The 26,093-nt window shown below is 43.1% G+C and carries 26 protein-coding genes, 1 tRNA gene and 1 pseudogene; 12 read left to right on the top strand and 16 right to left on the bottom strand.

All coding sequences use genetic code 11. The features are described from left to right. Nucleotides 1–12 precede the first annotated feature (12 nt). A complete protein-coding gene (locus ONT19_RS03980) occupies nt 13–522 on the top strand; it encodes a hypothetical protein (protein WP_117727923.1) in 510 nt (169 codons plus the stop codon). A 67-nt stretch (nt 523–589) separates the two neighbouring features. On the opposite strand, the gene ONT19_RS03975 is transcribed toward ONT19_RS03980, so the two are convergent. The 5 genes from ONT19_RS03975 to ONT19_RS03955 form a co-directional block, all read right to left on the bottom strand. Next, nucleotides 590–1,150 (bottom strand): DUF5675 family protein, encoded by a 561-nt coding sequence (locus tag ONT19_RS03975; protein WP_264952232.1) that lies wholly within the window; start codon nt 1,148–1,150, stop codon nt 590–592. Between the two features lie 31 nt (nt 1,151–1,181). Further along, a complete protein-coding gene (locus tag ONT19_RS03970) occupies nt 1,182–3,761 on the bottom strand; it encodes a hypothetical protein (RefSeq protein WP_264952233.1) in 2,580 nt (859 codons plus the stop codon). A gap of 126 nt (nt 3,762–3,887) precedes the next feature. After that, the gene (locus tag ONT19_RS03965) at nt 3,888–4,277 is read right to left on the bottom strand and encodes a hypothetical protein (RefSeq protein ID WP_117588149.1); all 390 of its coding nucleotides are present in this window, start codon (nt 4,275–4,277) and stop codon (nt 3,888–3,890) included. Between the two features lie 138 nt (nt 4,278–4,415). After that, complete coding sequence (locus tag ONT19_RS03960; RefSeq protein ID WP_264952234.1) at nt 4,416–5,012, bottom strand: hypothetical protein; 597 nt, start codon at nt 5,010–5,012, stop codon at nt 4,416–4,418. A 402-nt stretch (nt 5,013–5,414) separates the two neighbouring features. Next, nucleotides 5,415–5,774, bottom strand: coding sequence for a hypothetical protein (locus ONT19_RS03955; protein WP_264952235.1), 360 nt, complete (start codon nt 5,772–5,774; stop codon nt 5,415–5,417). Between the two features lie 366 nt (nt 5,775–6,140). Between ONT19_RS03955 and ONT19_RS03950 the strand changes: the two genes are divergently transcribed. Further along, on the top strand, nt 6,141–7,304 hold the full coding sequence (locus ONT19_RS03950; protein ID WP_203042184.1) for an IS4 family transposase: 1,164 nt from the start codon (nt 6,141–6,143) through the stop codon (nt 7,302–7,304). A 69-nt stretch (nt 7,305–7,373) separates the two neighbouring features. Here ONT19_RS03950 and ONT19_RS03945 read toward each other — a convergent pair whose 3' ends face one another. The 9 genes and pseudogenes from ONT19_RS03945 to ONT19_RS03905 all read right to left on the bottom strand — a co-directional run. Further along, entirely contained in the window at nt 7,374–7,934 is a 561-nt protein-coding gene (locus tag ONT19_RS03945; protein ID WP_264952236.1) for a hypothetical protein, read from the bottom strand. A gap of 247 nt (nt 7,935–8,181) precedes the next feature. Continuing rightward, nucleotides 8,182–8,304: a hypothetical protein gene (locus ONT19_RS03940; protein WP_259323075.1), complete on the bottom strand. Its 123-nt coding sequence runs from the start codon at nt 8,302–8,304 to the stop codon at nt 8,182–8,184. A gap of 528 nt (nt 8,305–8,832) precedes the next feature. After that, entirely contained in the window at nt 8,833–9,297 is a 465-nt protein-coding gene (locus tag ONT19_RS03935; protein WP_118192559.1) for a hypothetical protein, read from the bottom strand. Continuing rightward, nucleotides 9,284–9,472: a hypothetical protein gene (locus ONT19_RS03930; protein WP_264952237.1), complete on the bottom strand. Its 189-nt coding sequence runs from the start codon at nt 9,470–9,472 to the stop codon at nt 9,284–9,286. The genes ONT19_RS03935 and ONT19_RS03930 overlap by 14 nt, the downstream gene beginning before the upstream one ends. 1,033 nt (nt 9,473–10,505) lie before the next feature. Beyond that, nucleotides 10,506–10,628 carry a hypothetical protein gene (locus tag ONT19_RS03925; protein WP_264952238.1) on the bottom strand — a complete coding sequence of 41 codons (123 nt, stop codon included), beginning with the start codon at nt 10,626–10,628 and terminating at the stop codon, nt 10,506–10,508. A 71-nt stretch (nt 10,629–10,699) separates the two neighbouring features. Next, nucleotides 10,700–11,107 carry a hypothetical protein gene (locus ONT19_RS03920; protein WP_264952239.1) on the bottom strand — a complete coding sequence of 136 codons (408 nt, stop codon included), beginning with the start codon at nt 11,105–11,107 and terminating at the stop codon, nt 10,700–10,702. Nucleotides 11,108–11,138: 31 nt separating this feature from the next. Beyond that, a complete protein-coding gene (locus ONT19_RS03915; RefSeq protein ID WP_264952240.1) occupies nt 11,139–11,657 on the bottom strand; it encodes a hypothetical protein in 519 nt (172 codons plus the stop codon). 68 nt (nt 11,658–11,725) lie between these two features. Then, nucleotides 11,726–12,031, bottom strand: coding sequence for a hypothetical protein (locus tag ONT19_RS03910; RefSeq protein WP_264952241.1), 306 nt, complete (start codon nt 12,029–12,031; stop codon nt 11,726–11,728). A gap of 764 nt (nt 12,032–12,795) precedes the next feature. Next, a pseudogene (locus tag ONT19_RS03905) lies at nt 12,796–13,092 on the bottom strand (ORF6N domain-containing protein); the annotation flags it as partial. Between the two features lie 408 nt (nt 13,093–13,500). Between ONT19_RS03905 and ONT19_RS03900 the strand changes: the two are divergent. The 3 genes from ONT19_RS03900 to ONT19_RS03890 all read left to right on the top strand — a co-directional run bounded on the left by ONT19_RS03900 (nt 13,501) and on the right by ONT19_RS03890 (nt 16,140). Beyond that, nucleotides 13,501–14,652, top strand: coding sequence for a hypothetical protein (locus ONT19_RS03900; protein ID WP_264952242.1), 1,152 nt, complete (start codon nt 13,501–13,503; stop codon nt 14,650–14,652). A gap of 621 nt (nt 14,653–15,273) precedes the next feature. Then, nucleotides 15,274–15,948: a DNA-binding protein gene (locus tag ONT19_RS03895; RefSeq protein ID WP_437183779.1), complete on the top strand. Its 675-nt coding sequence runs from the start codon at nt 15,274–15,276 to the stop codon at nt 15,946–15,948. 96 nt (nt 15,949–16,044) lie between these two features. Continuing rightward, on the top strand, nt 16,045–16,140 hold the full coding sequence (locus ONT19_RS03890) for a smalltalk protein (protein WP_153072405.1): 96 nt from the start codon (nt 16,045–16,047) through the stop codon (nt 16,138–16,140). Nucleotides 16,141–16,458: 318 nt separating this feature from the next. Here the strand turns inward: ONT19_RS03890 and ONT19_RS03885 are convergent, their stop codons facing one another. Beyond that, nucleotides 16,459–17,445: an IS110 family transposase gene (locus tag ONT19_RS03885; RefSeq protein ID WP_264963867.1), complete on the bottom strand. Its 987-nt coding sequence runs from the start codon at nt 17,443–17,445 to the stop codon at nt 16,459–16,461. A 471-nt stretch (nt 17,446–17,916) separates the two neighbouring features. On the opposite strand from ONT19_RS03885, the gene ONT19_RS03880 reads away from it, so the two are divergent. Continuing rightward, entirely contained in the window at nt 17,917–18,945 is a 1,029-nt protein-coding gene (locus ONT19_RS03880; RefSeq protein ID WP_264952244.1) for a PDDEXK nuclease domain-containing protein, read from the top strand. Between the two features lie 62 nt (nt 18,946–19,007). Here ONT19_RS03880 and ONT19_RS03875 read toward each other — a convergent pair whose 3' ends face one another. After that, nucleotides 19,008–20,108, bottom strand: coding sequence for an AAA family ATPase (locus ONT19_RS03875; RefSeq protein ID WP_264952245.1), 1,101 nt, complete (start codon nt 20,106–20,108; stop codon nt 19,008–19,010). Between the two features lie 225 nt (nt 20,109–20,333). Here ONT19_RS03875 and trxB point away from each other — a divergent pair, with 225 nt between their 5' ends. The 6 genes from trxB (at nt 20,334) to menA (ending at nt 26,079) form a co-directional block, all read left to right on the top strand. After that, on the top strand, nt 20,334–21,266 hold the full coding sequence (gene trxB, locus ONT19_RS03870; RefSeq protein ID WP_203068938.1) for a thioredoxin-disulfide reductase: 933 nt from the start codon (nt 20,334–20,336) through the stop codon (nt 21,264–21,266). Nucleotides 21,267–21,375: 109 nt separating this feature from the next. Continuing rightward, nucleotides 21,376–21,464: transfer RNA gene (locus ONT19_RS03865), tRNA-Ser, on the top strand. A 53-nt stretch (nt 21,465–21,517) separates the two neighbouring features. Continuing rightward, a complete protein-coding gene (locus ONT19_RS03860; protein WP_264952246.1) occupies nt 21,518–22,393 on the top strand; it encodes a DUF4468 domain-containing protein in 876 nt (291 codons plus the stop codon). 11 nt (nt 22,394–22,404) lie between these two features. Continuing rightward, nucleotides 22,405–22,755 carry a mechanosensitive ion channel protein MscS gene (locus ONT19_RS03855; RefSeq protein ID WP_264952247.1) on the top strand — a complete coding sequence of 117 codons (351 nt, stop codon included), beginning with the start codon at nt 22,405–22,407 and terminating at the stop codon, nt 22,753–22,755. Continuing rightward, entirely contained in the window at nt 22,755–25,106 is a 2,352-nt protein-coding gene (locus tag ONT19_RS03850; RefSeq protein WP_264952248.1) for a putative porin, read from the top strand. The genes ONT19_RS03855 and ONT19_RS03850 overlap by 1 nt, the downstream gene beginning before the upstream one ends. A 55-nt stretch (nt 25,107–25,161) precedes the next feature. Beyond that, nucleotides 25,162–26,079 (top strand): 1,4-dihydroxy-2-naphthoate octaprenyltransferase, encoded by a 918-nt coding sequence (gene menA, locus ONT19_RS03845; RefSeq protein WP_264952249.1) that lies wholly within the window; start codon nt 25,162–25,164, stop codon nt 26,077–26,079. The last annotated feature ends 14 nt before the right edge of the window (nt 26,080–26,093 follow it).

Raw genomic sequence — 26,093 nt, 5'->3', positions numbered from 1 at the left:
AATTTCAGAAAGATGAGATACATAATATTATTATTTGCGCTCACCCTCAGCATAGCTAAGGCAAGCGCCCAGGATGTATTAAACGAGGTGCTCCGCACTTCTGATGCGATCATCAACGACACCACGAAGAGCATGGACGAGCGTCGTACAGCCCTCTTCAAGTTTGATGCGATGACCTACATGCGCAGCAAGATTCTGCCACCGTATGTTATGCTCGACAAGAATCTGAGCAAGGACACCTTGAACGTAAAGGTTCGCTATCTCAACGAGCAGGCCTACGCCATGAGCGTATATATTACGCTCTACCAGAAGCGATTGAAAGAGGCTTCTAAAAAGAATAAGCCGCTCGTAACTCAGTTTTTCAAGCAGGCAACCATCGACCACAAGGCATTTAAGGATGAAGATACAGAGTTTACCCTGGCTTATTACAACACCCCGGATGTTCCTACTCCTTTCTGCCTCGACTGCGATTGGGTTTCAACCTTGGCATTTATCCGCAGCATCGACTGGTCAAAGCTTTAAGAACGTTTTCAGTCAGAAAAATATAAAGACAGATTAGCAGCATCCCTTATGCAGGGATGCTGTTTGTCTATAGGATGGTTATCCAGATACTTTCGTCTCGGTCGCGCGCCGCTGTCATGGCGTTGATAAGCCGCTGCAGCCAGATACGGGAGTTCACCACCATGCCCTCGAACTTGTTCTCCCCCACAAGGATGCAGCCTTGCGTATCGTCAGGATAATTGCCTGCATGGATGCGGATGCCCTCGAAATTCGGCACGCCCAACAGCAATGGCAGCCAACGCTTGAATCTTGGCGAATACGATATAACCACTGGATAAGTACCCTCCGGAATGGCAGTATGTCCAGGTACCTTACGCGCCTTCACGCCGCTCTTGCGGCTATAGCGGGCATCCACTTCCTCTGGCTTTAGCTTGATGCCCAGCAGATTACGCCATGTAGGCTCCATGGTATCGCAGAGATATGTATCTTTGGACAACAGCTGGCAGTCAAAGGTATGAATCAATTTGCACTTGTCGTCTTTCTTCTTACCGGGCAGCGAGTTACGATTTACGCTTGCATCGGTCAGCAGATAGAGTCTGCCGATGGTATAAGTTCCTTTTTTAGCTATACGCTTTAATACTATTTCCATTTGCTTGAATGTTATGTGTTAAGTTTGAAAACTATTTTGCGTTGAAACATCTCAGGTCGAGTCCGTCGGAACGGAATAATAGCTTCTTAAAACTGAATAACTGAATACTGAACACCTTTCCGCCTTGCTTTCCGTCAGCTCCGTCGGCATTTACTCCCTTCGGAGGAATTTTCTCGATATAATGACGGTTCACCCAGTTTCTCAGCATCGTCGCCGTACCCTTCTTTCCGAAGTCGTTATGTAGGCGCACCATCTCAGCCTGCGTGTAGGTAAAGGTGTCTGGCAATTGCTGCAGCAGGTTGGCAGGTCCTCGCTTGCTCGATTTCTCTCCTACCTCATTAGCCTTGGCTATGCCTGCACCAAAGAAAATCATCTTGCACCACAGGTCGTAGCTCTCGCTCCATCTGATGAACTCTTCTATTTCGGGTTCCCATTTGCAGCCGTTTGCCACGTATAGCACGCAAGCCTTGAGGAAGGCAATAACGTTGCCACGGAAGGAGAGATTCTCGAACACCCTGTTTTGCGACATGCGCGAAAAGTCGGCGTTCTCATCCTTCAACTTTTCTGCCAGGTCGGAAGCCTCAGCACAGTCAATCCTACCCGACGCCTTGCACAGATTCTCTATGTACGGTCTGAGCGCCTCTCTGAAGGCATCGTCGTATTCGCCGTATACTGGCATTTCGGCACCGATTTCCCGCTCCGGGATGGTACAGAAGTTGATGCGGCTGATAGGTCCGTCAGTGAGCACCTTTGAGAAATATCGCTGCCCCAGCTGGACGGTGGTCGATGCATTCCAGTTGAACCGGATGGTGATGCGCTCGGTGATACTCGATGTGCCCACGCGGGTCTGGCCGTATGAGTTGCCTGGATCAAAGGCAAGACACATGATTTTGAACTGCTGGTTGCCCTGTCCCTTGAGGGCGTCGAACTGATCTATCTCGTTGAGCGTTGTATAGAGGAAATGTTCCTGAGCCTCAGCCGTGCGCATCACGAATGCCGGGTTGGTCATATCGGCATCTATCTCCTGGATGATGAGGTTTTCCGGACGCTTGCGCTTATCCTTGTTGGCACCCTTACGTGTCACCTCCTCTTTCCATTCCTTCTCCCGTTGCAGGTTCTCACGGTCGCGCTGTCTGATGTCCTCCATAATCATGTTGATGGGCATCTGCACACAGTTCTTGCCTGCACCTGTGCCCGCCAGCAGACAGCACATCAGGGTGGCCTCGTGCTCCACATTGTCGATATACCTGAAGGTGGTCTTACAGAGGTGTGTAGCAAGTGGCGGGAAGATGGCGTGTGCCACGGCTGGCTTGTATACGTCCGGTGTCTTCGATAACAGCAGCTCCACGAGTTTGGGAAGATGTTCGGGCATCGGAGGTGGAGCTAATTTATCATCTTCCGCATTGGAATCCGTGCCGCCTTCGGAACCCACAGAACTTGCGGATTTGAATGCCACGGCATCCTTCTGGGATGACTTCTCAGCCTGAGCATTGATGCGGATTACGGCTTGCGACATCGGCTTCGAACTGTCGCCATATTTCGCATAAAAATCGTGGATGAGCTGCTGGCAGTCACGCTCCTGCGAAAAGGCAGGCATCTTCTGCGCCACCACCGCCTTCAGTTCGTCTTCAGGCATCACTCTCGATGCGCCTGCGCTCATGATAGCCAGGAGCGATGAGTGGCGCGAGCCTGGGGTGTTGATGTCTACGTCCTTCAGACCTGCCGCATTGCGGAAGAGGTCGAAGGCTGCTAGGTTCTTGACGGTTGCCTCTGCCCCAGCATCCTGATGAGCTCCAGCAGGGCTGAGATGAGCAGCATGAGCAGCATTGCTATCACAAGGTTGGGCAGGCTGAATAGCAGAGCCAGCAGAAACAGCGTGATGGCTGTCAGAGCCCGAAAGTCGATGGTCTTGAACATGGTCTTTACTTTGAACTTGGAAATTTGAACTTTGAACTTTATGATTACTATTAACTTTTAACTGTAAACTATTAACTTTCCCAGCCCGTCCGTCGATTGTAAGTCCACGGTCCAGGTAGGCTTGTCTGCGCCTCTTCAGCTCTTCCTGCGGCAACACCTCGTACCAATGGGGCGAGCGATAGATTTCCGACTCCTTGTCGGTGACGAAGAGCATGCGTTCTGGCGTGATGCAGCTCTCGTCGTAGGGCACGCCCAGCGCCTCGCAATAGGCTCGCTGCGTCTCCTCGATAGTCATGCCGACGGGCATGCGGATGTCGATGTGCAACTTCTTGCGGGCTGAGTACTCCAGGTGCAGCAGGGCTCCCTTCCAGATGGTGTCGCTGCAGTTCAGCTCACGTGCTTTCTCCATCGCCTTGTCCACATAATTCTTATCGTCCACATCGATGGTGGTCTGGAAGAGGAAGCTTTCGGGCACAGCGTTCTTCTGCGAGCGTCTGTTGTCCCGGAACTGGTAGTAGTGTGCGCAGCGGAAGGGCAACTGCTTCTTCAGTTCATCGTTACCCCCACGGATGGCAGCTACCAGGTCTGCCATCCAGGGATAAGCGATGGTCTTGTCGTAGACCGAGAGTGGCTGGGAGCTTACGCTCCCCTTATTGCCATTCTTGTACGGATTATATGCTATAATATGTTCCATCGTTTTTTTGAATGTTGAGTGTTGATTGTTGAATGTTGAGTGTTGAATGTTGAATGTTGAATTTTATGTTGAATGTTGAATTGCCTAACGGTCGCAAGGGCGCTAGCCTAATTCAACATTCAACACTCAACATTCAACATTATCTTTGAATCCGGCAATCAGTTCCTTGTGCTCTACCTTGAGGTAGCGCAGCATGTCCTGCTTGTCCAGGTCACGGCTGAAGGTATAGTTTACCTGTACCGTGCGCTTGGTGGTGCGCACCACGGCATGCTTGGTCTTGAAGATTTCCTCGAAAAGCTTCTCGCCCGTACGTTCATAAGGCTTGAAGTCGAACTCATCGCCACCCTTCTCGCCAGAGCATACCATTCTGCCAGGTATCACCTTAGGCTGTTCGCAGATAACCTCGGTATCGTTCCATGGCGCCTTGCGGAAGGCGATGGTACCGTTTTCTTCACTGATGATGGCTCCGTCCACCTTCTGGGCGTTGAGGAGCTGCTTCTTTGCTGCTTGTTTCATAATCGTAACAACTTGTTTAAAAGATGAATAATGCCCGCAACCAGACTTTACTTGTCTGATTACGGGTGCAAAGATAAGGCAAAAACACCTATGGGAAAAATAGGAAAAATAGGATTAATATTTGTCCCATAAAAAAAATCATCTATGGGCAAAGAAATCAGCCACTTTATCATCCATTTCTTGATTTTTCATGTCCTCACAATGATTGAAGACATTGTAGAACGATTTTATCGTAACTTCTTTTCGTATATGGCAATCATCGGTAAGAAATCGATAAATGGCATTGGCACTGACGATATGCTGCGGTGCCAGGATGCCCTTCCTTCTCCAATATCTGATAAACGCAAATATTGCGATATTCATTGGTGAAGACTTGCTCGCACTGGTAGACATAGAATTTAGGCCATTTAGGGTGAGAAATTCTATAAATAAAGAGGCTTGCTCAGCGGTCGTCTCTTCATCTTTTAAAGAAGATGCTTCATCAGACACAAAAAGGTATTCTCTTTTTCGGCCAATTTTGGAACCATTTTTCAATGGTTTCTTATTCCTTTGCTCCATGTATTCATTATAGCCATCCAGTGTGTCGATATAGGCATCAAGCCTAGGAAGCTCAGCTTCAACCAAATGATTGTCTATTCTATTAAAGGTCTCCAAGAAGCGACGTAATACGAGTACATCATGATAATCTCTTTCCTGCATGGCAACATCTACCAGTAAGTGTACGTGTCTGCTCATATCCATAGGAGGGAACGCCTCAAATTGTAAGTATACTCAATATACTTGCTGTTGCCATTCAATTGAATGACCACGCGAAAAAGGCCGAATCGCCCATACTTCAGTATCAAGCGCACGAGCTTGATAATAAATCTCCCCATAATTCGAAATTTATAGTAGTTAGTATTTAAGTTCTTTGTCGCTCGTTCCTTAGTAGAGGACGTCAGAATTTGTTTGCGCTAACAATTTTGCTGGTACAAGCAAATGCCAGGAGAGCTATAAGGGAATACACCCTTAGGGGACAGTTGGTCTCCGATTTCATCATATTTTACTTTCTTTTTTTATAGGTATTTATTTATAGATTAGAATTAGCCTCAAAATGAGTTCGCTAACACATAGTGAGGCGGAAAAACTCACTTATATTTACTTCATAAAAGCCAGCAAGTCCTTTCCCTTATGCATAAGGTTGAGAACCACTGCGGCTTGCATTCCGTAAATTTTCTTATATACCACATAGGCATGGAGGTGGGCATTGAAGGGTCTTGGGTTATCAGTTGCGCCATTGCCCTTGCACTTATCTATGATACGACGATGGTGGTCCCAAGGAATAAGAAAAAGCAATTTGAAATCGTCCGCAGCTTGCGGACAATTTGCCTGTAATGGTGCATAGAGCTTATAAAAGTAGCCATTGGTGGCACATGACGCTTTGAGGCGATAGCTGTAGAACCGGTCGCAATTTGCGACCAGTTCTCCTTTATCTTGATGTTCTATATTATCTGCCATATTTCTATCTTTATTTTTGAGATCACAAATTGTGACTTTGAACATTACCATATTTAACAGTATTCAAAGGTAGTGCTTTTAGCCTTTAAGCCACTATTGCACAACCCCTTTTTGAAAAGAACGTAAAATTAATAGTATTATTGCGATGATTGTAGTTTTATTAACATAAAGCTCTAAAGCAGCCAAAGCCCTGTACGCATTGTATATGATATTGTCTGTTTTTTATTTAATAAAGTGTCTCACTACTGTCCAATAAAAAAAGGGCAATTCGATCTTTGAAACAGTTGAATTATAGTCTTTTATGCAGTATTTTGCAATGAAACGGACTTGATTTTGTAACTTTGCAGCCAAAAAGAATTGGCTACTATGTTTCAAGACAAATATGTTTTCGCTCAACTTACTGCATTTCTGAATAGAACTCAGTTCAACAACTACGTACGCAAGTATGATGGCAACCGATACGTGAAACACTTCACTTGCTGGAACCAGCTTCTTGCAATGATGTTTGGGCAACTGAGCAATCGTGAGAGTTTACGTGACTTGATAGTTGCATTGGAAGCTCATCGAGCTAAGCAATATCATCTGGGACTTGGACGTAATACTATCGTAAAAGCAACTCTTGCTTATGCCAATCAGACTCGTGATTACAGGATTTTCGAAGACTTTGCATTCTATATGATGAAGGAAGCTTGCAAAAAGCGAGAAACCAACATTTTGAATATACCAGGAAAGAAGTATGCTTTTGATTCGACAACTATTCCGTTGTGTCTTGCAACTTTTCCATGGGCAAAGTTCAGAAGTAAGAAAGGAGGAGTTAAAGCACATGTCTTATATGACGTAGAAGCACAAGTTCCAGCTTTCTATACTGTGACCACAGCATCAAAGCATGATTCTACAGCAATGTCTTCAATTACGTATGAACCAAACAGTTACTACATTTTCGATAGGGCTTATGATACTTTCAAGGAACTTTATAAGATTCATCTTACAGGTTCCTACTATGTAGTCAGAGCCAAAACGAACTTGAAGTACAAAATGGTAAAATGGAAGCGAAGAATGCCAAAGAATGTACTAACTGATGCTGAAGTAAAACTAACAGGATATCTTTCCGAAAAGAAGTATCCTGAATCATTCAGATTCATTCGATACTACGATGAAGAAGATGATCGTGAGTTTACTTTTCTGACGAATGCAAAGCATCTTTCAGCGTTGGATGTCGCGAATCTATATAAAAAAAGATGGTTGGTTGAGCTATTTTTCAAATGGCTAAAGCAGCATCTTAAGATAAAGAGATTCTGGGGCACAACGAAGAATGCTGTACGCATACAGATTAGTGTTGCCATTATCACTTATTGTCTCGTGGCTATTGTGCACCATGATATGCAACTGAAACGCTCGACATATGAAGTTTTGCAGATTCTAAGCATTTCATTGACGGACAAAACCCACCTAAGAGATCTATTTGATAAGACTATTTTCAACGATGTCAAAGAACTCGATTATCCCCTTTTTAAGGGACTATTTGATTAATTAATTAACGTGTCCAATTTTTATTGGACACTAATGAAAGTGTCTATTTCACTACAGAACCTAAACTCTTTAATTAAAATAAACGAGAATTTTATAAGATTCTTTCCTTTTGCTATCTTTACTTGCATTTATATCTTTATATCCATTTGGTATTCCGTATTTTTTAATACCGTAATCATAAAATAAATCATTCATTGACATATTATTGTAATAGTTTGAATTACATTTTAATAAATATGCCACTTTATCACTTATTTTATATAACTCATATCTACCATGCTTTTTAATCCAACAAATGTTACCTTTAGCATTTATACATAATTTCATACCATGAATGTCTACATATATTATTGGACTATCATTCGTATAACACCTAGAAGTGTCACGTTTTGCATATTTGATTTTTTGAGAAACTTGCTCAATCACATACTTTTTGACAAATAAAGTGTCATCGTATTTCGTATTCTCGCTAAATTTTTCGATGTCCTCACACTCTAATTGCCGATATGTGTCAATATTACCAGTAAAATAGAATATGGAAACTTTCTTTTCTGGCACATTTTGACGATAACGGCAACTAACAAATGTAATAAACAACAATATATATATAAAGAATTTATATTTAAGCATAATATATAATCAAAAAAGAGTAAATTATAAAATATATTATGTCATTGGTATCCACTATCAAGCAGATGCCAATGACAATTTCAATAACGTACAACCGAGGGAAACTTTACTACCTAAACCTCTTTTGGCAATCCGTATTTTGAGGATTTTGTGGATATAGGACTTGTTGTCTTATAATTTCTACCTCGATGATTACGCCTAAGAGCTTCATGATTAGACTTTGCTGTTTTTGCTTCACTACCAGTTATTACACGTCTTTCTTCTTTGTTATCATATTGAGCATCATGAATGACTTGTAACCATGCACCTTCTCAAGCTGACCGCCGAGGTTGTAAGAATAGGTAATCTTCTCCTCGTCTGGATAAATCATCTCTAACCCGTAGTGCTTGGATTTTATATGGAAAAACTTTCAAAGATACAAGGGAAATATCCTCTGATAAGCCCTGACGAATTTTAAGGCGGTTTATAGCCTTGTTTTGTTGATACTTTCATACGTCTTTATTTTATGTTTTATCTAAAGAACGATAGACATTTGAAATTATTGTATGGAATTGCTGTATTAATCAAAAAACGCACAATAATATGTCTATCAATGTTTTTCTATTGTCTCACCAAGCAGAGACAGCTTGGCAATGTGCATGTTCAAGTCGTACATGCTTTTCCGCCAAAGGTGCGTCTCTGCGTTTCTACTCTCCATTCTACTCCTGTCGCGCCATTCAAATAGGCCGATTACTATGGTACATCCTACGACGAAGGTGACAATCGTTATGCAAAAAATCCATCCATCGGCAGACATGCCCAGTCTGTTTCTTGCGTTCCATTTTATTGCTGATTATAATAAATCCGTGGATAAACAATAATCCACGGATTTCTATTCTTTGTCAATTCAATGAATTTCTTATATTCCATTGAAACCAGTAAGGGTCTCGTCTTTTTTTATTTCATACAAATACGTGTACCCTGTTGGAATATTATAATTTATAAATACACATTTTTTTTTATGTCTTATAGCCTTTGCGTAACTCGGAGATTTATCGTCAAATAATGTAGTCTTAAAACTATAGTACATATTTTTTATTGGTGCGCCAAACACAAAGAGATATGTATGATTGTTAAAATCAAGTTTATTTGTATCAATAATGGCTTCTACTTTTATTGCATTGTTAATTAATTTTATATTTGACAAAAACTCTTCTTTTGTATTTGCAAATTTATAAGCATCTGGATAAAATGGAGTTTTAGGTATCGGAAGCTTGTAACAAGCACTATACTTAATATAATGCTTGTTACAAATAATAAAAGATAGTCCAAAGACTATTACTACAAAACATAATTTCATATAAAGCATCCTATCTTTTGCCATTTCTCTCTCTTCTTAATGGATTATTTGAAATGTTATTGCGCTCCTCAACGAAAACCTCACCGAAAGGAACATACTCGATATGCTGCACCACCTCGCCGTCCACATAGTCGTTGTTGTCCTCGCCGTTGTACGGCACTGCAAAGGTTACCTCCTTTTTTTCTATTTTATCTGTCATATTTATATTCATTTTTCCAAAATCACAAATTGTGACTTTGAACATTACCATATTTAACAGCATTCAAAGGTAGTGCTTTTAGCCTTTAAGCCACTATTGCACAACCCCTTTTTGAAAAGAACGTAAAATTAATAGTTTTATTGCTGTGATTGTAGTTTTATTAACTCACCCTGAAAGGGATATGCATAGTGTGTTGTATGCATTCCCTTCCAGGGTGATTTTTTATGGTTCATCCAGAAATTCGATGATTTCTGCTACTTGTTGCCGGGTGTAGAAGTGGAAAAACTATACTGAACAAAATGCAAATAAACTGCATTAATCTATAACAGTGATAGCATGACACAGTTTAGCTTACACTCTCTTAATTTCTAGGTTGTACTATATATTTGAAAATGCAATCAAAAACTCCAGCCAAGAAAAATTCTATGAGTTTTTGATTGCATTTTTTATAGAACGCTTACAGCATATTATATATAATACCTCTCAAGGCAAAAGGTTTTATTAAAAACTTTACCAAAAGAGAATATGTTATAATTCCCCAAACTATGGATAATGGAAGAACCACGAAAAAACACCAATCAGGAATCTTATAATTATAACAATTCCCTTCGAATTTTTTATTTATCAACCATATCTTTTTGTTAGGGAAAAATCTTAAATAAGAGTATATTAATATCATTAGTAGATAAATGGATAACAAATATCCATCATTTCTATGGTATGAATCCCTTAATAGTTCGCACAAAAATAATGCGAATGGGAAAAAGAGAAACGCAAAGACCATTGCCATATACAATGGGCTAAGAAACTTTGCGGACTCTCTTTTTTTGTTATAAGCCCAATATACTCTATAAAATATATAATCTATCATATTTCCATTCTAATAATACACCATTATCTATATCATAACGCTCTTCAATGGCAGCATCGAGGTGTTAGCCTTTAAGCCACTATTGCACAACCCCTTTTTGAAAAGAACGTAAAATTAATAGTATTATTGCGGTGATTGCACTTTTATTAATCGCTTCACTCGTTACACCGTACTCACACTCTTACCACTCAGCTTCGCCACATCCCGAATGGAGTATCTCTTGCTGAGCAAATCTATTAGCTGCCCATACATCGGTTGTCCGCTAAAATGTGTACCTATGTTCATAATTACTTGAATTAATAGTAACAAGAAACAAGGTAACTAAAAGAGCTAAATTCCAAGCAGGTGCATTACGGTTATGGCTCTAATTGATTATCTATGATGTTAAACGTGTCTGTTGATTCTACCCCTCTATTTACTATATTATATTCCATAGGGAATATGATTTCTTTGGCTGTAACAATAATAGGTCGTGGAGTACTATAATCGAACCAATAATATTTTCCTGTTTCTATGTTTGTTAGTTTTTGCGCATAACACCACGGACCAAACTCTTTTATTATCAATTTATAATGTCCTGTTAAGTCTATCAAATCAGGATGACAGCCAAAAGAATCAACAGGCACATTTCTTAGTGTGTCTTGAACATTCATGTCCAAATCTTCGAGACACATCTTAGTGGTAGTTGTACGGTTTTCAAAGGTACAATTACCAAGAACTATCATTATTGTTAAAAGTACAAAAGCTAATTTAATCTGTTTCATTTGTTTATTCTCATTCTACAATTTTTATTGTTTATTCCATAGCTACCTTATCCTTTTTCAAAGCTAATCTTTCACTTAAGATTTCCTTGACATACTTGGCGAGAAGTTGACTATTGTCTTTTACATCAAATTCCATAAGGCTCTGTTCATGACAAGGAGTCATTCCTCTACCATCATCAGCTTGTTGCCAAAGTTCTAAATGAATTATGCCTGTTTGAACATTCAACTTTACTATGCAAGCCACGGATTGTTGATAGTAACTTTTCAACGAACGTTCTTTAATAAACTTCAGATAAGCGGATGTGGAATTTATTGAAGTTCGTATAACCATACTACTTTTACCCAAACAGAAAAATATCGCATTGGCCAATTCTTCCTCGGATGCTGTAGCAGGAAGAAAGATAATTGGTTTATCTTCTACTTGGCATCCCTCAAAAATCCGATAGAGAGTTATCACCTTGAAACCTTTTGATGAAAAGGAAATGCAACAAGACTTTTTTCTATGGGAATAGAGAAGTTTGCAAAGCCAAAATTTTATTCTTTTACACATAAACATAGTGAATTCATATTTCTCCTTCCGAAGTTTATTTGTAGCAAAGTTGAAATTTGCAAGATATATTATTTGAAATCATTTTCACAAGGCGCATTATAATTACATGTTAATCGCCATCCATCTTCCAATAAAGATAACACCTCTTGAGATACAAAGATGTTATTTTTCCTGGTAAAACATTTATTCATAGCTCTCAATATTTCTTTATAGATTTGCATGGCTTCGATTGAGCTATCAGTAAAGACTGCAACACGACCTGCGATTAAAACATTTTCTGCATTGTCGTATATTCCTCCAGTACTTAGCTCAACACCTGTGGGATTAGATGCAAGATCTACGATGTAATGAAAAGAACCATTTCTTTGTTTCACAATTCTATACTTCACCTCATTATTTAAGGGGAGCACCATGTATCTATTATCCAAAGAAATCCAATTGGCATAGCCTGTATGACCAAGTTTAGAAAAATTTGATATGGTGTTTTCTCTTCTTATCGTCTCCTATTTAAATGCCCCCAGCAGGGTATATTCTATTGGAATTCTTATTTCAACCATAGACATCATCTTGACTATATCTGATTTTGTCAGAAAGAATATTTGCTGCTTACTTTTCATCCGTCCATCATTCATCAGCCTTTTATCCCCTTTCCTATTTTGTACAAACAGGACATATAATCCACCAACAAATAAAATAAAGAAACTTATAATTCTCAAATAATAACCTATCGTCAACGTAAAATGGTGTATATTCCCCCAAGTGTCAGTTTCTGTTCTTGGACAAATAATCAAAAGGCTACTCAATATTATGGTGATGCAAATCCACAATACGAAGTGTTTTCTATTTCCCTTTATTAGATGTCTTATAGCAACAATGTATGTTATGTTTGAAAACCATGCTAAAGAATATATTTTCGTAAATATTCCCGGAAATACGAAACAACACCAGCCAAAGAACAAGTTGAAAAGGCCATCACCATAACAGAGATTAGTTGCTTCATCATAATAATATGGTACGAACCCACAGGTTATAAGATAGCACAAAAAACTAAGTGTTATCACGCTTTTCTTTAATATGCGAGTATTCAATATTTTCATATACTATTCTATCTTTACAAGTAAGTTCTTTGTTGTTTCCGAATATTAACCTCAATAGCTGTTTGTGAACGGAGAACACTACTAAGCATTGCCACGCCTTGTTCTGTAAAAGCATACGGCATATATTTGAGGTGTTGACCTTGTTTTTCGTTTAAGGTCACAATTTGTGACCTTAAACATTCTTCCTTTGTCAATTGAAACCGAAAGTCATTAGGAAAGCGTTCAACATTGCGTTTTACAGCCTGATTGAGAACTTTAGCTTCTACCCCATATTGCATTGCTAAATCTTTATCAAGCATAACTTGTTGCCCTCTAATTACTTTTATTAGAGGTTCGATATTACCTGCGAGTTCATGGTTATCGCATTTTGTAACATCTATTTTGGACTGGTCGCAAATTGCGACTGTTTCTTTTTTATCTATTTTGTTTGCCATATTTCTATTATTTTTGAGATCACAAATTGTGACCTTAAACGTGTTGTTACTTATTATTGCATTCAAAGGTAGTGCTTTTAGCCTTTAAGCTACTATTGCACAACCCCTTTCTTTGAAAAGAACGTAAAATTAATAGTATTATTGCGTTGATTGTACTTTTATTAATCGCTTCACTCGTTGCACCGTACTTACTGTTAAACTTGTGTTAACTTTACAGTTTTTTTTAGGAGCTTGGCTTTTTTTACAAAAAAAATCGTAAATTTGCAGCGAGAAATAATAACTTGAAGAATAAACAACATAAAAAATGAACTAATGAAGAAAATCTCGTTGATAGTGATGAGCTGCATAATAGCTTGCGGACTGCTCGCCAACCACGGCATCGTGAAGAGCGGAGAAATGTCGCCTAAGGTAGAGGACACGGTATCGATTGCCAAGAAAATCACTGATAGTCAATGGCTATCGAACAACTCCGACACGTTGGAAGTGGACACAGCTGGCGAAGACTCGGTGGTGAATGTGGTGGCCTACTTCTGCAAGGGCGACACCTGCGAATACTGGATATATGAGAATGAGTGGAAGGTGGACGGCAAGGACACGGTGAAGACGCTCGGCGTATCCACCCAGGTGCGCCTCGTGGTAAACGATTCCACCAGCAAGGGCTATAAGATGAGCTACACCTTCCTGGACGTAAAGGCCGATTCGGTGGGCGACAACTTCCGGGACAAGATGATGGCCATGGTAGCGGAGCGCACCGCCAAGAGCGTGATAGGCACCACCATCAACTTTGAGACCGATGAATACGGTCGCATCACCAAGATTACCAATCTCTCGCAAATCAAGAAGCAGGCAAAGGCTCTCTTCAAGGCGAGTATGAAGGACATCGCCTCCATGCCCATCATGCAGGCAATGAAGAAGGCGATAGGTCTTGACTTCATGAAGATAGGCAACCAGGCTAACACCGACGAGCTTGTGGAGGACTACCTGGAGGAGCTGAAACTGCTCTTCGCCTACCACGGAGGCCAATATGCCGTGGGCGAGCATCACGAGCACGAAGATGCCACCAAGGATAGCTACGCCAACGACACTTATATCAATGCCAGCCTAGAGAAGAATGGCAACTACACAATCTCCTGCGAGGTGGTCAGCGTGATACCAAAGGAGACCGTGAAGGAGGTGATGGGCGGACTGATGGGTACCTTCATGATGGAAGGACTGAAGGGCAAGAAGACCGAGGACGGCAAGGATCATGATGGCGACATCAAGGACTTGGACGACGAGTTTAAGAAGGAGATAGACAAGGCAGTTGACCAAGATGCCCAGACCTCGGAGTATCTCAGTGTGACCTGCTTTGAGGATGGCTGGCCTAGCAGCGTGTTGAAGCAAAATAAAAATGTGATGGCTGGCCGTGGCAAGCTGAAGCAGAAACTCATCGAGGCTTGCCGATTCGCACAGCGCGAGAAATGATGAACTATTTCGACCTGTACTGATTGAATACAAATACCCCTTGCGGAGTAAATTAATTAGTGCCTAAAGGATGTTCAGTATTCAGTATTCAGTTTTTCTCGCGATAGTTACCTTTTTCATGGTTATAAATTGTAAGTAATTATTTTATATTATATATATATATATATATTATTATATATATAATATACTATCTTTACAGAGAGTGGTAACAACAGCGAAAAAAACTGAATACTGAATACTGAACACGTTTCCTGTAAATAGGTTATTACTTTGTAATATGCTGATTTATACAGCAAAAACACAGCTTCTATACCGCGAAAACATAGAGATGCGCCACATGAAACATAGAGTTTGTATTTAGAACCAACTTTCAAATTGTAAGTTTGCTGAAAATCGCTCCTTATCACATGTCTAAATTTGGTAGATACCAGATTTATTCGTATCTTTGCACCAGCAATCGAAGGAAATGCCTTAGGTGCCTGAAGGCGGTCTTCTATTAAGACCAACACGGGTCATAAATGATGGCAGGCGCCGGTCATCAATGAAGACCCCGAAAACGGCAGGAACGGGGCGTTCTGGGGAGTTGCAAAACAAAGGACTCTAAACATACTACAAACGACTATGATTAATTACAGCATCGTAATGCGTAGCGTGAACGCAAATCTTCTGGAAATCAACCAGGCTAAGTCACGCATCAACCAGGCAAAGAAGGAGGGTACAACCCCTGACCCAAAGGACCTGGAACTCGTGAAGACTGAGAAGCAGAACGCTTTCGCCATCTCACAGTACACCGACATCATGACCATCGAGAAGTTTGCCAAGCACATCACCTCTCATGGTACTGTTTATTCGAGAGCTGACATCAGCGCCATCCTCTACATCGCCGTAGACTGCATGCGTGAGATGTTGCTTGAGGGCAAGAAAATCCGTCTGGGCGATCTTGGTGATTTCTCTCTCCTTCTCACCTCGAAGGGTGCTGAGGATGCTGACAAGTTCACCTCGCAGAACATCACCGGCGTAAAGGTTCAGTGGGAGCCTGGTCAGGAGTTCAAGAACCTTCGCGATGACGCCGAGTTCAACCTCGTAGCCAGCCGCAGTGCTCAGGCTGCCGTTATCAAGGCGATTAAGGAGGGTAAGACCAACGTTGACCTCAACGCGCCAACTACTCCGGATAATACGCCTGGCGGTTCTACCCCTGGTGGTTCAAACACCGGTCAGACGGGCAGCGACGGACAAGGCTCTGAATCAGGCGGCGGTACTACCGGCAAGGACGATACTGGCGACGGACTTGAATAGACCAAGGATAGACTGGCTAGGGTGCTAGCCCCTAGCCCAGCCTATCCGCCCCACAAAAAATTCAACATTCAACACTCAACATTCAACACTAAAAAGATGAAAGCGAACACTTGGAAAACAATTCTTCAGATAGCCATCAGCATTCTGACCGCTATCGCTACTACGCTCGGAGTAACGAGCTGCATGGGATAAAAAAAAACTGAGAAATCCGGTCATTAAGGTCATGGTCATTAAGGTCATTAAGGATTTCCAAAGAAAGTTAAAGGGAAACGAGTAAAAAATCATCATTTTTTTGCTCATTTTCCTTTTTTTTTATTATCTTTGCCTTAAAATTAATAATTGAACTTTCGTATGTGGTTCAAGTACGGGCTGAAGGCCCAAAAGGTCAGAAGCAGCACGCCCTGAAAGGGCAGAAGCTCCTAGCCCAGGGCATCGCCCTGGGTATAGTAGCAGTCAGCAAGGCGCCCTGTTTTACTCTAATTGAGCAAGCTTTGAGCGTATTTTTTAACGTTAATTATATTTAACGACCCTTGGGTCTTGCCTAATGAAGTTTGCGTCATAGTATTCACCTTTTTCCACGAGGGTGAATATGATCCTTAGCAACTTGTTTGCTATGGCATTTAGTACATAATGACGCGGCTTTTTATCTATTAAAGTACGTCTCTCGTAATACAGTTTAATCTCCTTGTTGTGCAATCTGGCGCTTTCTGCGCAGATGTACAACAAGGTCTTTGACCGTCTATTACCAATCTTGGATATATGTGCTCCCTTGTCCATTTTCCCCGATGATTTTTCGTATGGCGCAGTTCCTGCATAAGCAGCATATTGGCGCGCTGTAGTTATTTTTGTGAAATTCTCTGTTTTTACCAATAGTTCTACTGCGGTAATCAGCCCAACTCCATCGACACTTTTAACAAGTTCATAGTTGTGGCGAATGCTCACATGTCCATTTATGACTTTCAACATTTCTTTTTCCGTCTCTGCAATTTCCGTGTCCAACATCTCTTTGATGCGGTCCATGCTTCGCTTGACGGCAAGACTTCTGATAGGACGACAATCCTCGCTCTTGTCGGCTGTTATTAGCTGCTTACGCTGTTCTACAAGCATTTCCCGGTGGCGTGCCAATTGACGAAGCTCATATAGAGCCTCTTCTGGAAACGTCTTGTATTTCAGCTTATCAGGATATCTCTCTCCAAAATCTCTGAGCAGTGCACAATCCAGGACATCCGTCTTGGCACGGTCAGGGGTAGCTCTATATCTATGGATGACATATCCACCCACAAAGGCAATCTTTACATTGCTATCCATGCAGCACTTCAAGAGAGTATCACCATAAACTCCGGTATGCTCAGCAACCAATACAGCATCGCTTGGAAGGGTTTCTAAAAACCTTCCGATACTCTTAAAATTGTTCTTTACAACCTTATGTGAAGGGTGGTTTGATACTTTTTTTGATGTCAAGTCGAAAAAACTTACGTCAAATTTCTCTTTTGCCAAATCTATTCCGTATATTTGCATATTGAATAAAGTTTTTAATAAGAAGGGTGCTCCGTTCTGAGCGGCTACAACTATACTACGAGTCCTGTCTTGTTCTACACAAGCAGGCTAATTTACTCTCAAGCTTCTGCTCAGAAAATATCCAGTTCCCCAAACAGGGCTAAGCCTTTACTATGCTAGAAAGGGCACAGGGTTAACGCTGGATATGGAGTATTCTTCTTTTTTTATTGTACTTATCTAATTTTCTGCAAAGTTAACAAAAGTTTGCAGATATAAAGATTTTTACCTCTTTATTTTTCCAAGTGCAAATATAATAGTAAGGGCAAAAGCTTTGTGATTTTTGCCTGGGGTTTTAAAGCTTTTGCCCTTACAGGGCGACAGGTTTGCGTCCGTAATTACCCAGGGCGATGCCCTGGGCTAGGAGCTTCTGCCCTTTCAGGGCGTGTGGCTAGGGGCTTCAGCCCTTTACCTTTGCTTTACCCTTCGGCCAGCGATTTTCAATTCCCTTCGGCCGGTGACCGTTGGTTCAGGGCGTATCAATCTATCAACGAAACCCTGATACGCTCAAACTGGGAAATTGGCAAACGTATTGTTGAAGAAGAGCAGCTTGGCAAGCAGCGTGCTGATTATGGAATACAGCTCATCAAGTCTATATCTCAGCAGTTGACAACAGAGTTCGGCTCCGGCTATGGTGTTCGTAACCTTGCCTATTTCAAACAATTATACCAATATTTTCCTGATTGGGAGATTTTGCACGCGCGCGTGCAAAATCTTACTTGGACTCATCTAAAGAGTATTCTAAGAGTTACAGATTCAGAAGCTCGTCTATGGTATTTAAAGGAATCGTCAGAGCAAATGTGGAGCACAAGAACCCTCGACCGCAATGTTGCCTCACAATACTATTATCGACTCCTGCAAACCAGCAATGAGCACAAAGATGAGGTAGAGAACGAGATGAAAACCCTTACAAAAGGATACGCAGACTCACCTGCCATGTTCATCAAGTCGCCAATGGTGACAGAATTCTTGGGCTTATCCCGAGACATGAGCTTCTCGGAAAGCGAACTGGAGAGTGCCATCATCACCCATCTTCAGAAATTTCTGATGGAGATGGGCAAAGGCTATGCCTTCGTAGAGCGACAGCAGCACATCATCACCGATACCCAGGACTACTACATAGACCTGGTATTCTACAATTACCTGATGAAATGTTTTGTACTGATCGACCTGAAGACGACCAAGATCACCCATCAGGACGTAGGACAAATGGATATGTATGTAAGAATGTATGATGAACTGAAACGCACGGAAGGCGACAATCCGACCATCGGCATACTACTCTGTTCGGAAACCAGCCAGGATATCGCAAGATTTTCCATTTTGCACGACAGCAAGCAATTATTTGCTTCAAAATATCTTACATATCTTCCTACAGAACAGCAACTTAAGGAAGAAATAGAAAAGCAGAAAGAAATATTTAGATTACAACATATAAGATGACTTTGTAAAAAGTTACGGAGAATATGAATTATCTCCGTAACTTTTTACATTTTCGGCTGATTTTACCGCTTCAGCGCTATGTTATAATTATAATATTTGCTGTTGCCCGTAATATCCTCCAGCACCTGAATGAAAGGAGGAAACTTCACACTCTCGTTGGCTGAAATGCCGCGGGTTTCAAGAATCATCAGGTCGGAAACCGGCTCAAGAAACTCGTCGAGCTCGAAATACTGGCCCTTCCAGATGAAACTCTTGCGATGCTTATGAATGCGCTGGCGGTAAGGATCTGCCTGCTGAAGCATACTCTCGTAAAGATTGGCATTGATCTGTCGCTCGGTCTCAATCTGCTCATTGTCTGAAAGGCGCTTCTTGGTGGTGTGAACATACACATACTTGCCTCCCTCGAAACCGCGACGGCGAAGACGGATTTCGCTGCCCGGCTCACCCGAAAGATAAGTCTGAACAATATCGCTGTCTATCGCATTAGGAACCTCGCCCGTCAGCTTCACGATATATTTTCGCTCCTCCTCTATCGGCTGCGGAATGGCAAGCACATTACTTATCTCCTTGAGCACACGGTTCAGCTTGTTGTTGAAATCTTCGTGGTTATTGATTACCCTGAGATGAGGATGACCCTTCCATGCAGAAACAATCTTCTTGTCCAACTCTCGCGCTATCTTCAGTCCTTCTTCATCGGCCTTCTCCAGGCGCTGCGCATTGTTGGCTGTAGTATAAAACTGCTCGGCACCATCAGCAGCACTCACCAGATGCAGCACAGCATCATAGCGGTCGCGAAGCTGGGCATCTGTATACCCCTCTTCCGAGATGATGCGGTGCCAGAAATCGGGAGTGAGATAGGTTGAAATATCCATCGTACCACGATCGCAGACGATGATGACCGGCTGCTGCAATGTTTCAGCCATACGCAGGAAACTGTCTTCCAGGTTGATCTGAGTCTGGAAAGTAGCCTTCTCGCCCTCGAAGAAAAAATCCTTGTTGGAGGTGAGATAATTCATGCCCGCCTGGGTGAACATGGTTGGAACCTCGGGAATGGTAAAAACCTTATAGCCGAGACTGGAGAAATGTTCAATCACCTTAACCATAGCGGTAGTCTTGCCTGCACAAGGTCCACCCGTCAGTACAATCTTCTTAATCTGATTCATATATCAAGTAAATATTTTTCGTTTCTTCTAATTGATGTTCATTCCGGAGCATCTTATTTTCGGGTGCAAAGATAACAATAATTCTTCAAACGAAAGCAATAATTTATGCAAGAAAAGAAAAATATTGTATTTTTATTTTGATTTCTCATTGTTTTGATGTACCTTTGCAAAGGAAATGGCTCATTTCGAGCCATCAGAAACAAAAATATAACTATAAGATAAAAAATGGAAAAGATAAAGACATTAATTATAGGTAGCGGTCCTGCAGGATATACGGCTGCCATTTATGCCGGCAGAGCCAACCTGCAGCCAGTACTCTATTCAGGTATGCAGCCGGGCGGCCAGCTCACCATCACCACAGAGGTAGAAAACTTTCCGGGTTATCCTAACGGCGTAGACGGAACGCAGATGATGATGGACATGAAGGAACAGGCAGCCCGATTCGGAGCCGAAATGAGAGACGGAAGCATCGTGAAGGCAGATTTCAGCTCACGCCCATTCCATCTTACAGATGACCGCGACAACGAGATTGAGGCAGAAACCGTGATCATCGCCACAGGTGCATCTGCCAAATATCTGGGTCTTGCCGATGAAGAGAAATATCGCGGACAGGGCGTTTCAGCCTGCGCTACCTGTGACGGATTCTTCTACCGCAAGCGCACCGTAGCCGTAGTGGGCGGTGGCGATACTGCCTGCGAAGAGGCTATGTATCTATCCGGACTTGCCAAGAAGGTTTACATGATTGTGCGCAAGCCTTATCTCCGTGCTTCAGAAATCATGCAGCAGCGTGTAAAGAACAAGGAGAACATCGAGATTCTGTTCGAAACCAATACGCTGGGGCTCTTCGGCGAGAACGGTGTAGAAGGTGCTCATCTCGTGCGCCACAAGGGCGAAGCCAACGAAGAGAAGTTTGACATCAGCATCGACGGATTCTTCCTGGCTATCGGACATAAGCCTAACACCGACCTCTTCAAGGGGCAGATAGATCTCGACGAGCAGGGCTTCATCAAAGTAGTGCCAGGTACTGCCACCACCAACATTCCGGGTGTTTTCGCAGCAGGCGATGTGGCCGACCCAATCTACCGCCAGGGTGTTGTTGCCGCAGGCTCGGGAGCCAAGGCTGCCATCGAGGCCGACAGATTCCTGCAGCAACAGTAAAAACTATAGTATAAAATCCTATAAAGCGGGGTTAATATAGTTAAAAAATAACAGCAATATTTTGTCAGATGCAAAAAATGTATTACTTTTGCATCTGATAAAATAAAAAGGAAGATTGGCAGAGTGACCGAATGCGCTGGACTCGAAATCCGGTATACCCTCTTCCGGGTATCGGGGGTTTGAATCCCTCATCTTCCGCTAAGTTCCCCTACAGGAACCGTCATTTTTTAGTTTTATAAAAACAACTCGACATGAAAAAAATCATCATCCCCATATTTATGCTCCTCCCGCTGATGACTGCACAGGCCCAAACCGTGCTGACTGAAGAGCAGCAGCAGTTGGAACAGGCACAGAAACAGTTGGAAGCTGCCAAGAAGGCACTGGAAGTGGCTAAGATTAAAGCACAGGCTGCCAAACTGAAGGCTCAGGCCGACAGCATCAACGCTGCAAGCGCCAAGGCGGAAGCAAAGAAGGCCCATGCTACTGAGCCAGAACCAGTTGTTGTAAAGGAGCCAACCACATCAACCACGGGATGGGCGATTCCTGTTGCCGTAGCCGCTAAGCCAAAGGAGGCTGCCAAGCCTGCCAACAAGCTGGCAAATGGCACAACAGCCAAAGTGGATATGAAATATCTGGCAGGCGCCATCACATATAATGATGAAAACAAGATAGAATTCACGCTCGATACGGATGCTAACGGAAAAACTGCCAAGCAGATTTACGACATCGTATTAAAATACATGAGTGAACTGACACAGAACGACCAGAACATAGCAAGCCGGGTAGCACTGGTAAACGATGCTGAACACGTCATCGCCAACACGATGGACGAATGGCTCGTCTTCAGCCAGTCATTCATCTCGCTCGACCGCACGGAATTCAAATATCAGCTGATAGCCAAGATTTCAGACAATCATCTGAATCTCTCGCTCTGCCGCATCATCTACAACTACGAGGAAGGAAGAAGCACCGGTTTCAAGGAACCTGCAGAAGAGGTAATCAGCGACAAGATTGCGCTCAACAAGAAGCAGAACGACCTGGCTAAGATCTTCGGAAAGTTCCGCAGATGCACCATCGACCGCAAGGACCAGATATTCGCAGAGTTAACTGCATTAGTAAAACAATAACTTGAAGAAAAATGGATAATCAGAATACAGATAACAAGATACAACAGAACGAGGCACAGCAGCCTGCAAACGCTACAGCCCAGCCTGCAGCTGAGCAGGGCGCAGAACAGACTGAACAGAAGCAGCCTACCAGCTACGCCGTAAGACCTCAGCACCGCCGGCTCCGCCCATTGGCCTACAGCGACCAGAACAATATGCTGAAGGTGCGCAACTATCTCAACATCGCCTTCATGCTGCTCGCCATCGTGGGGGTAATACTCTGGACCCAGCTGGAAGAAAGCCGCAATATCGCCTACATCGTACTCATCGTGGGTGTAGTGCTCAAGATTGCCGAAGTATGTATCCGACTATTTAAGAAATAATGAAGAAGAAGAAAATTATATTCTCATCACTCCTATTTTGTGCTGCAACCCTCCCGGTTGCGGCACAAAACGATTTTAACTATAACGAAGATTCGCAGTTCCGTCCTCAAACCAACCGCAAGGTGAACACCGATTCACTGGGCTCAGACAAGGAGATTCCGAAAGGCATCAGGGTATGGACCGTAGACGAACGCTTCGGCGACACAAAGGCTGCGGTAGTAGACACCTTGCAGCACATGTACATGAACTCAACCTTTACGGAAGGACTGAGAGGCGAATACAATACCCTCGGAAACATGGGTACTGCCCGACTGAACCGAATCTTCATCGACCGCCGCAACACGCAGGGCAACTTCATCTTTACAGAGCCCTACGATTATATCGTAAATCCGGTAAGCGACTTCCACTTCACCAACACCTACTCACCTATCACCAACATAACGCTGAACAGCTGCGGCGACAAGGTGACGGGAGAAGACGACTTCAAGGCCATGTTTGCAGTAAATGCCAACAAAAGGCTAGGCGCCGGTTTCAGATTCGACTACAAGTATGGCAGAGGATATTATAACGCCCAGAGTACCAGCCACTTTAAATACACCATGTGGGCTTCTTACCTGGGCGACCGCTATCAGGCACACTTCCTCTTCAGTACCAATCATGAGAAAATGACCGAGAACGGCGGTATTACCAACGATGATTACATCAAGCATCCGGAAATCTATACCGAATCGTTTGCCACCAATGAAATTCCTACCGTTCTGGAACAGAACTGGAACCGACTGGACAACCAGCACATCTTCTTTACCCACCGCTACAACATAGGTTTCAGCCGCAAGGTAAAGATGACCGAAGAAGAAATCAAGGCAAAGAAATTTGCCATAGCTTCGAAAAAGGAAAATGCTGAAGAGGAAGCGAAGGAAGAAGCCAGAAAGAAAGCCAAGGAACAAGGCAAGAAATTTGATGAGAAAGCCTACGACAAACAGCAGGGTGCTAAATTCACCGGCCGTCCTGACGGAGCCAAGATTGCAGGCGATGAACCGGCTAAAGACTCAGCCGCAAAGGACATCAGGAACGACAGTACCCGAATCGCAGTAAACGGAAAAGCTGCTGCCGACAGTCTGCTTGCCGTCCAGAAGAAAAATGCCGAAGACTCGCTTTTCTACAAGAGCGAATATGTTCCGGTAACGAGTTTCATCCATACGGTAAAGTTTGACAACTATCGCCGTATTTACGAAGCTTATCAGACCCCAGCCGACTATTATCTGAATGAATATTACGATGCAGGCAGGCTGACCGGCGACTCCATCTACGACCAGACCAAGCACTGGCACATGAAGAATACCTTCGCCATTGCCATGCTTGAAGGTTTCAATAAATGGGCAAAGGCAGGCTTGAAGGCTTTCGCCAGCTACGACCTCCGTCACTATGAACTGCCAACCATGGAAGGCGGTTTCGAAAAATACAACGAGCATGTGCTGAGCGTAGGCGGACAGCTGAGCAAGCAGGAAGGCAAGACACTCCACTACAATGCCGTAGCAGAAATAGGACTGACGGGTGTAGACGCCGGAACCCTTGCCATAGATGGTAATGTAGACGTGAACATCCCATTCCTGGGCGACACGCTTCAGGTAAGAGGCGATGCTTTCTTCCATAGAGAAACCCCATCGTTCTATTACCGCAACTATCACGCCCGCCATCTGTGGTGGGAGAATGATCTCGACAAGACCATCCATACCCGCATCATGGGTACGCTCTCCTTCCCTAAGACACGCACCAAGCTGAGAGTGGCTGTAGATGAAATCAAGAACTACACCTACTTCTCGCAGAGCTATGACATTACAGAAGAAGGTTTGCGAACAGGAGTCATGGTAACACCGATGCAGGAAAGCGGAGGAATCAACCTGCTGACAGCACAACTGGAACAGAACTTCAGACTGGGCATTCTGAACTGGGAAAACCAGTTTACCTACCAGCACTCAAGCAAGGAGAGTGTTCTGCCAGTACCAGCCTTCAATGCCTACACCAACCTCTACATCAAGTTCAAGGTAGTAAAGGTGCTGAACGTAGACCTGGGTGCTGACATGCGCTACTTTACAAGCTATGAAGCTCCCGACTATTCACCTTATATGGGACAGTATACGGTACAGGGCAACGGCGAGAACAACGTAAAGATAGGCAACTATCCTATCGTCAATGTTTACGCCAACGTTCACATCAAGCACACCCGTTTCTTCGTAATGATGAGCCATATCAATGCAGGACAGGGCGACAAGAACTACTTCTTCGCTCCTCATTATCCGATGAACGAGAGAGTGTTCCGTATTGGAGTAAGTTGGAACTTCTTCAATTAATCTTTCTGATTTTCCTTAAGAATTTCAGGAGATTCAATTTTAATCTTTTTAGAATATGATAGAAACAAATTCTATAAAAGCATGGTATCTAGCCGCTCGCCCGAAGACTCTGACGGCGGCGGCTGTTCCTGTTTTATTGGGTATTGCGCTGGCTTATAAAGACGCTCAGCAGATACAGACATTGCCAGCCCTACTCTGCCTGCTCTTTGCATGGGTGATGCAGATAGACAGCAATCTGGTGAATGATTATTTCGACTTCAAACATGGTAATGACGACGAAACCCGGCTGGGACCGAAACGTGCCTGCGCTGAAGGCTGGATTACATTGGGAGCCATGAAATGGGGAATCATCCTCACTACTCTTCAGGGCTGCGCCATAGGGCTTCCGCTGGTTCTTTTCGGTGGTTGGGAAATGGTCATTGTAGGCATCTGTTGCGTAGTCTTCTGTTTCCTCTATACTACCTGTCTCAGCTATCTGGGCATGGGCGATATTCTGGTGCTGCTCTTCTTCGGCATTGTACCCGTATGCTGCACATACTATCTCGTAATGCCCGAAACCATGCAGGGAGTAAGCCTGGAAGCGGTTCTCGTATCTGTAGCCTGCGGACTGGTAGTTGATACGCTGCTTATTCTGAACAATTACCGCGATCATGACAACGACCTGAGAGCCGGCAAGAAGACCCTTGTGGTTCACATAGGAAAGAAGAATGCCGAGCGGTTATACTGCGCATTGGGCAATCTGGGCATCCTTACCATAATAGGTGTAACCATCTGCGAAGTATTTCAGCATGAAGCCAGCAGCATGTTCCTGCCGTTTGCAGCACTCTATATCATTCTGCACAACAGAACCTATATGGAGATGAAAAAGATAGGCGAAGGCAGAGAACTGAACAGAATTCTGGGCAAAACAGCTCTGAACATCTTCTGTTTCGGCATTGTATCATCCCTGATCATCATCGGAATGGCGAATTGAACAATAATAAACTA

Source organism: Segatella copri (assembly GCF_026015625.1).
Taxonomy (GTDB): Bacteria; Bacteroidota; Bacteroidia; order Bacteroidales; family Bacteroidaceae; genus Prevotella; species Prevotella copri_H.
Note: the sequence above shows the minus strand (reverse complement) of the source record. Positions and strands in the feature narration are given on the sequence as shown.

What these genes read in the sequence shown, in the direction of transcription:
- ONT19_RS03850 (WP_264952248.1), top strand. Translation starts at nt 22,755, where the DNA reads ATGAAGAAGAAGAAAATTATATTCTCATCACTCCTATTTTGTGCTGCA.
- ONT19_RS03935 (WP_118192559.1), bottom strand. Translation starts at nt 9,297, where the DNA reads ATGGCAAAAGATAGGATGCTTTATATGAAATTATGTTTTGTAGTAATA.
- ONT19_RS03900 (WP_264952242.1), top strand. Translation starts at nt 13,501, where the DNA reads ATGAAGAAAATCTCGTTGATAGTGATGAGCTGCATAATAGCTTGCGGA.
- ONT19_RS03970 (WP_264952233.1), bottom strand. Translation starts at nt 3,761, where the DNA reads ATGGAACATATTATAGCATATAATCCGTACAAGAATGGCAATAAGGGG.
- ONT19_RS03965 (WP_117588149.1), bottom strand. Translation starts at nt 4,277, where the DNA reads ATGAAACAAGCAGCAAAGAAGCAGCTCCTCAACGCCCAGAAGGTGGAC.
- ONT19_RS03975 (WP_264952232.1), bottom strand. Translation starts at nt 1,150, where the DNA reads ATGGAAATAGTATTAAAGCGTATAGCTAAAAAAGGAACTTATACCATC.
- ONT19_RS03980 (WP_117727923.1), top strand. Translation starts at nt 13, where the DNA reads ATGAGATACATAATATTATTATTTGCGCTCACCCTCAGCATAGCTAAG.
- ONT19_RS03960 (WP_264952234.1), bottom strand. Translation starts at nt 5,012, where the DNA reads ATGAGCAGACACGTACACTTACTGGTAGATGTTGCCATGCAGGAAAGA.
- ONT19_RS03895 (WP_437183779.1), top strand. Translation starts at nt 15,274, where the DNA reads ATGATTAATTACAGCATCGTAATGCGTAGCGTGAACGCAAATCTTCTG.
- trxB (WP_203068938.1), top strand. Translation starts at nt 20,334, where the DNA reads ATGGAAAAGATAAAGACATTAATTATAGGTAGCGGTCCTGCAGGATAT.
- ONT19_RS03920 (WP_264952239.1), bottom strand. Translation starts at nt 11,107, where the DNA reads ATGAAACAGATTAAATTAGCTTTTGTACTTTTAACAATAATGATAGTT.
- ONT19_RS03925 (WP_264952238.1), bottom strand. Translation starts at nt 10,628, where the DNA reads ATGAACATAGGTACACATTTTAGCGGACAACCGATGTATGGGCAGCTA.
- ONT19_RS03955 (WP_264952235.1), bottom strand. Translation starts at nt 5,774, where the DNA reads ATGGCAGATAATATAGAACATCAAGATAAAGGAGAACTGGTCGCAAAT.
- ONT19_RS03940 (WP_259323075.1), bottom strand. Translation starts at nt 8,304, where the DNA reads ATGATTTATCCAGACGAGGAGAAGATTACCTATTCTTACAACCTCGGC.
- ONT19_RS03950 (WP_203042184.1), top strand. Translation starts at nt 6,141, where the DNA reads ATGTTTCAAGACAAATATGTTTTCGCTCAACTTACTGCATTTCTGAAT.
- menA (WP_264952249.1), top strand. Translation starts at nt 25,162, where the DNA reads ATGATAGAAACAAATTCTATAAAAGCATGGTATCTAGCCGCTCGCCCG.
- ONT19_RS03915 (WP_264952240.1), bottom strand. Translation starts at nt 11,657, where the DNA reads ATGTGTAAAAGAATAAAATTTTGGCTTTGCAAACTTCTCTATTCCCAT.
- ONT19_RS03860 (WP_264952246.1), top strand. Translation starts at nt 21,518, where the DNA reads ATGAAAAAAATCATCATCCCCATATTTATGCTCCTCCCGCTGATGACT.
- ONT19_RS03930 (WP_264952237.1), bottom strand. Translation starts at nt 9,472, where the DNA reads ATGACAGATAAAATAGAAAAAAAGGAGGTAACCTTTGCAGTGCCGTAC.
- ONT19_RS03875 (WP_264952245.1), bottom strand. Translation starts at nt 20,108, where the DNA reads ATGAATCAGATTAAGAAGATTGTACTGACGGGTGGACCTTGTGCAGGC.
- ONT19_RS03945 (WP_264952236.1), bottom strand. Translation starts at nt 7,934, where the DNA reads ATGCTTAAATATAAATTCTTTATATATATATTGTTGTTTATTACATTT.
- ONT19_RS03890 (WP_153072405.1), top strand. Translation starts at nt 16,045, where the DNA reads ATGAAAGCGAACACTTGGAAAACAATTCTTCAGATAGCCATCAGCATT.
- ONT19_RS03855 (WP_264952247.1), top strand. Translation starts at nt 22,405, where the DNA reads ATGGATAATCAGAATACAGATAACAAGATACAACAGAACGAGGCACAG.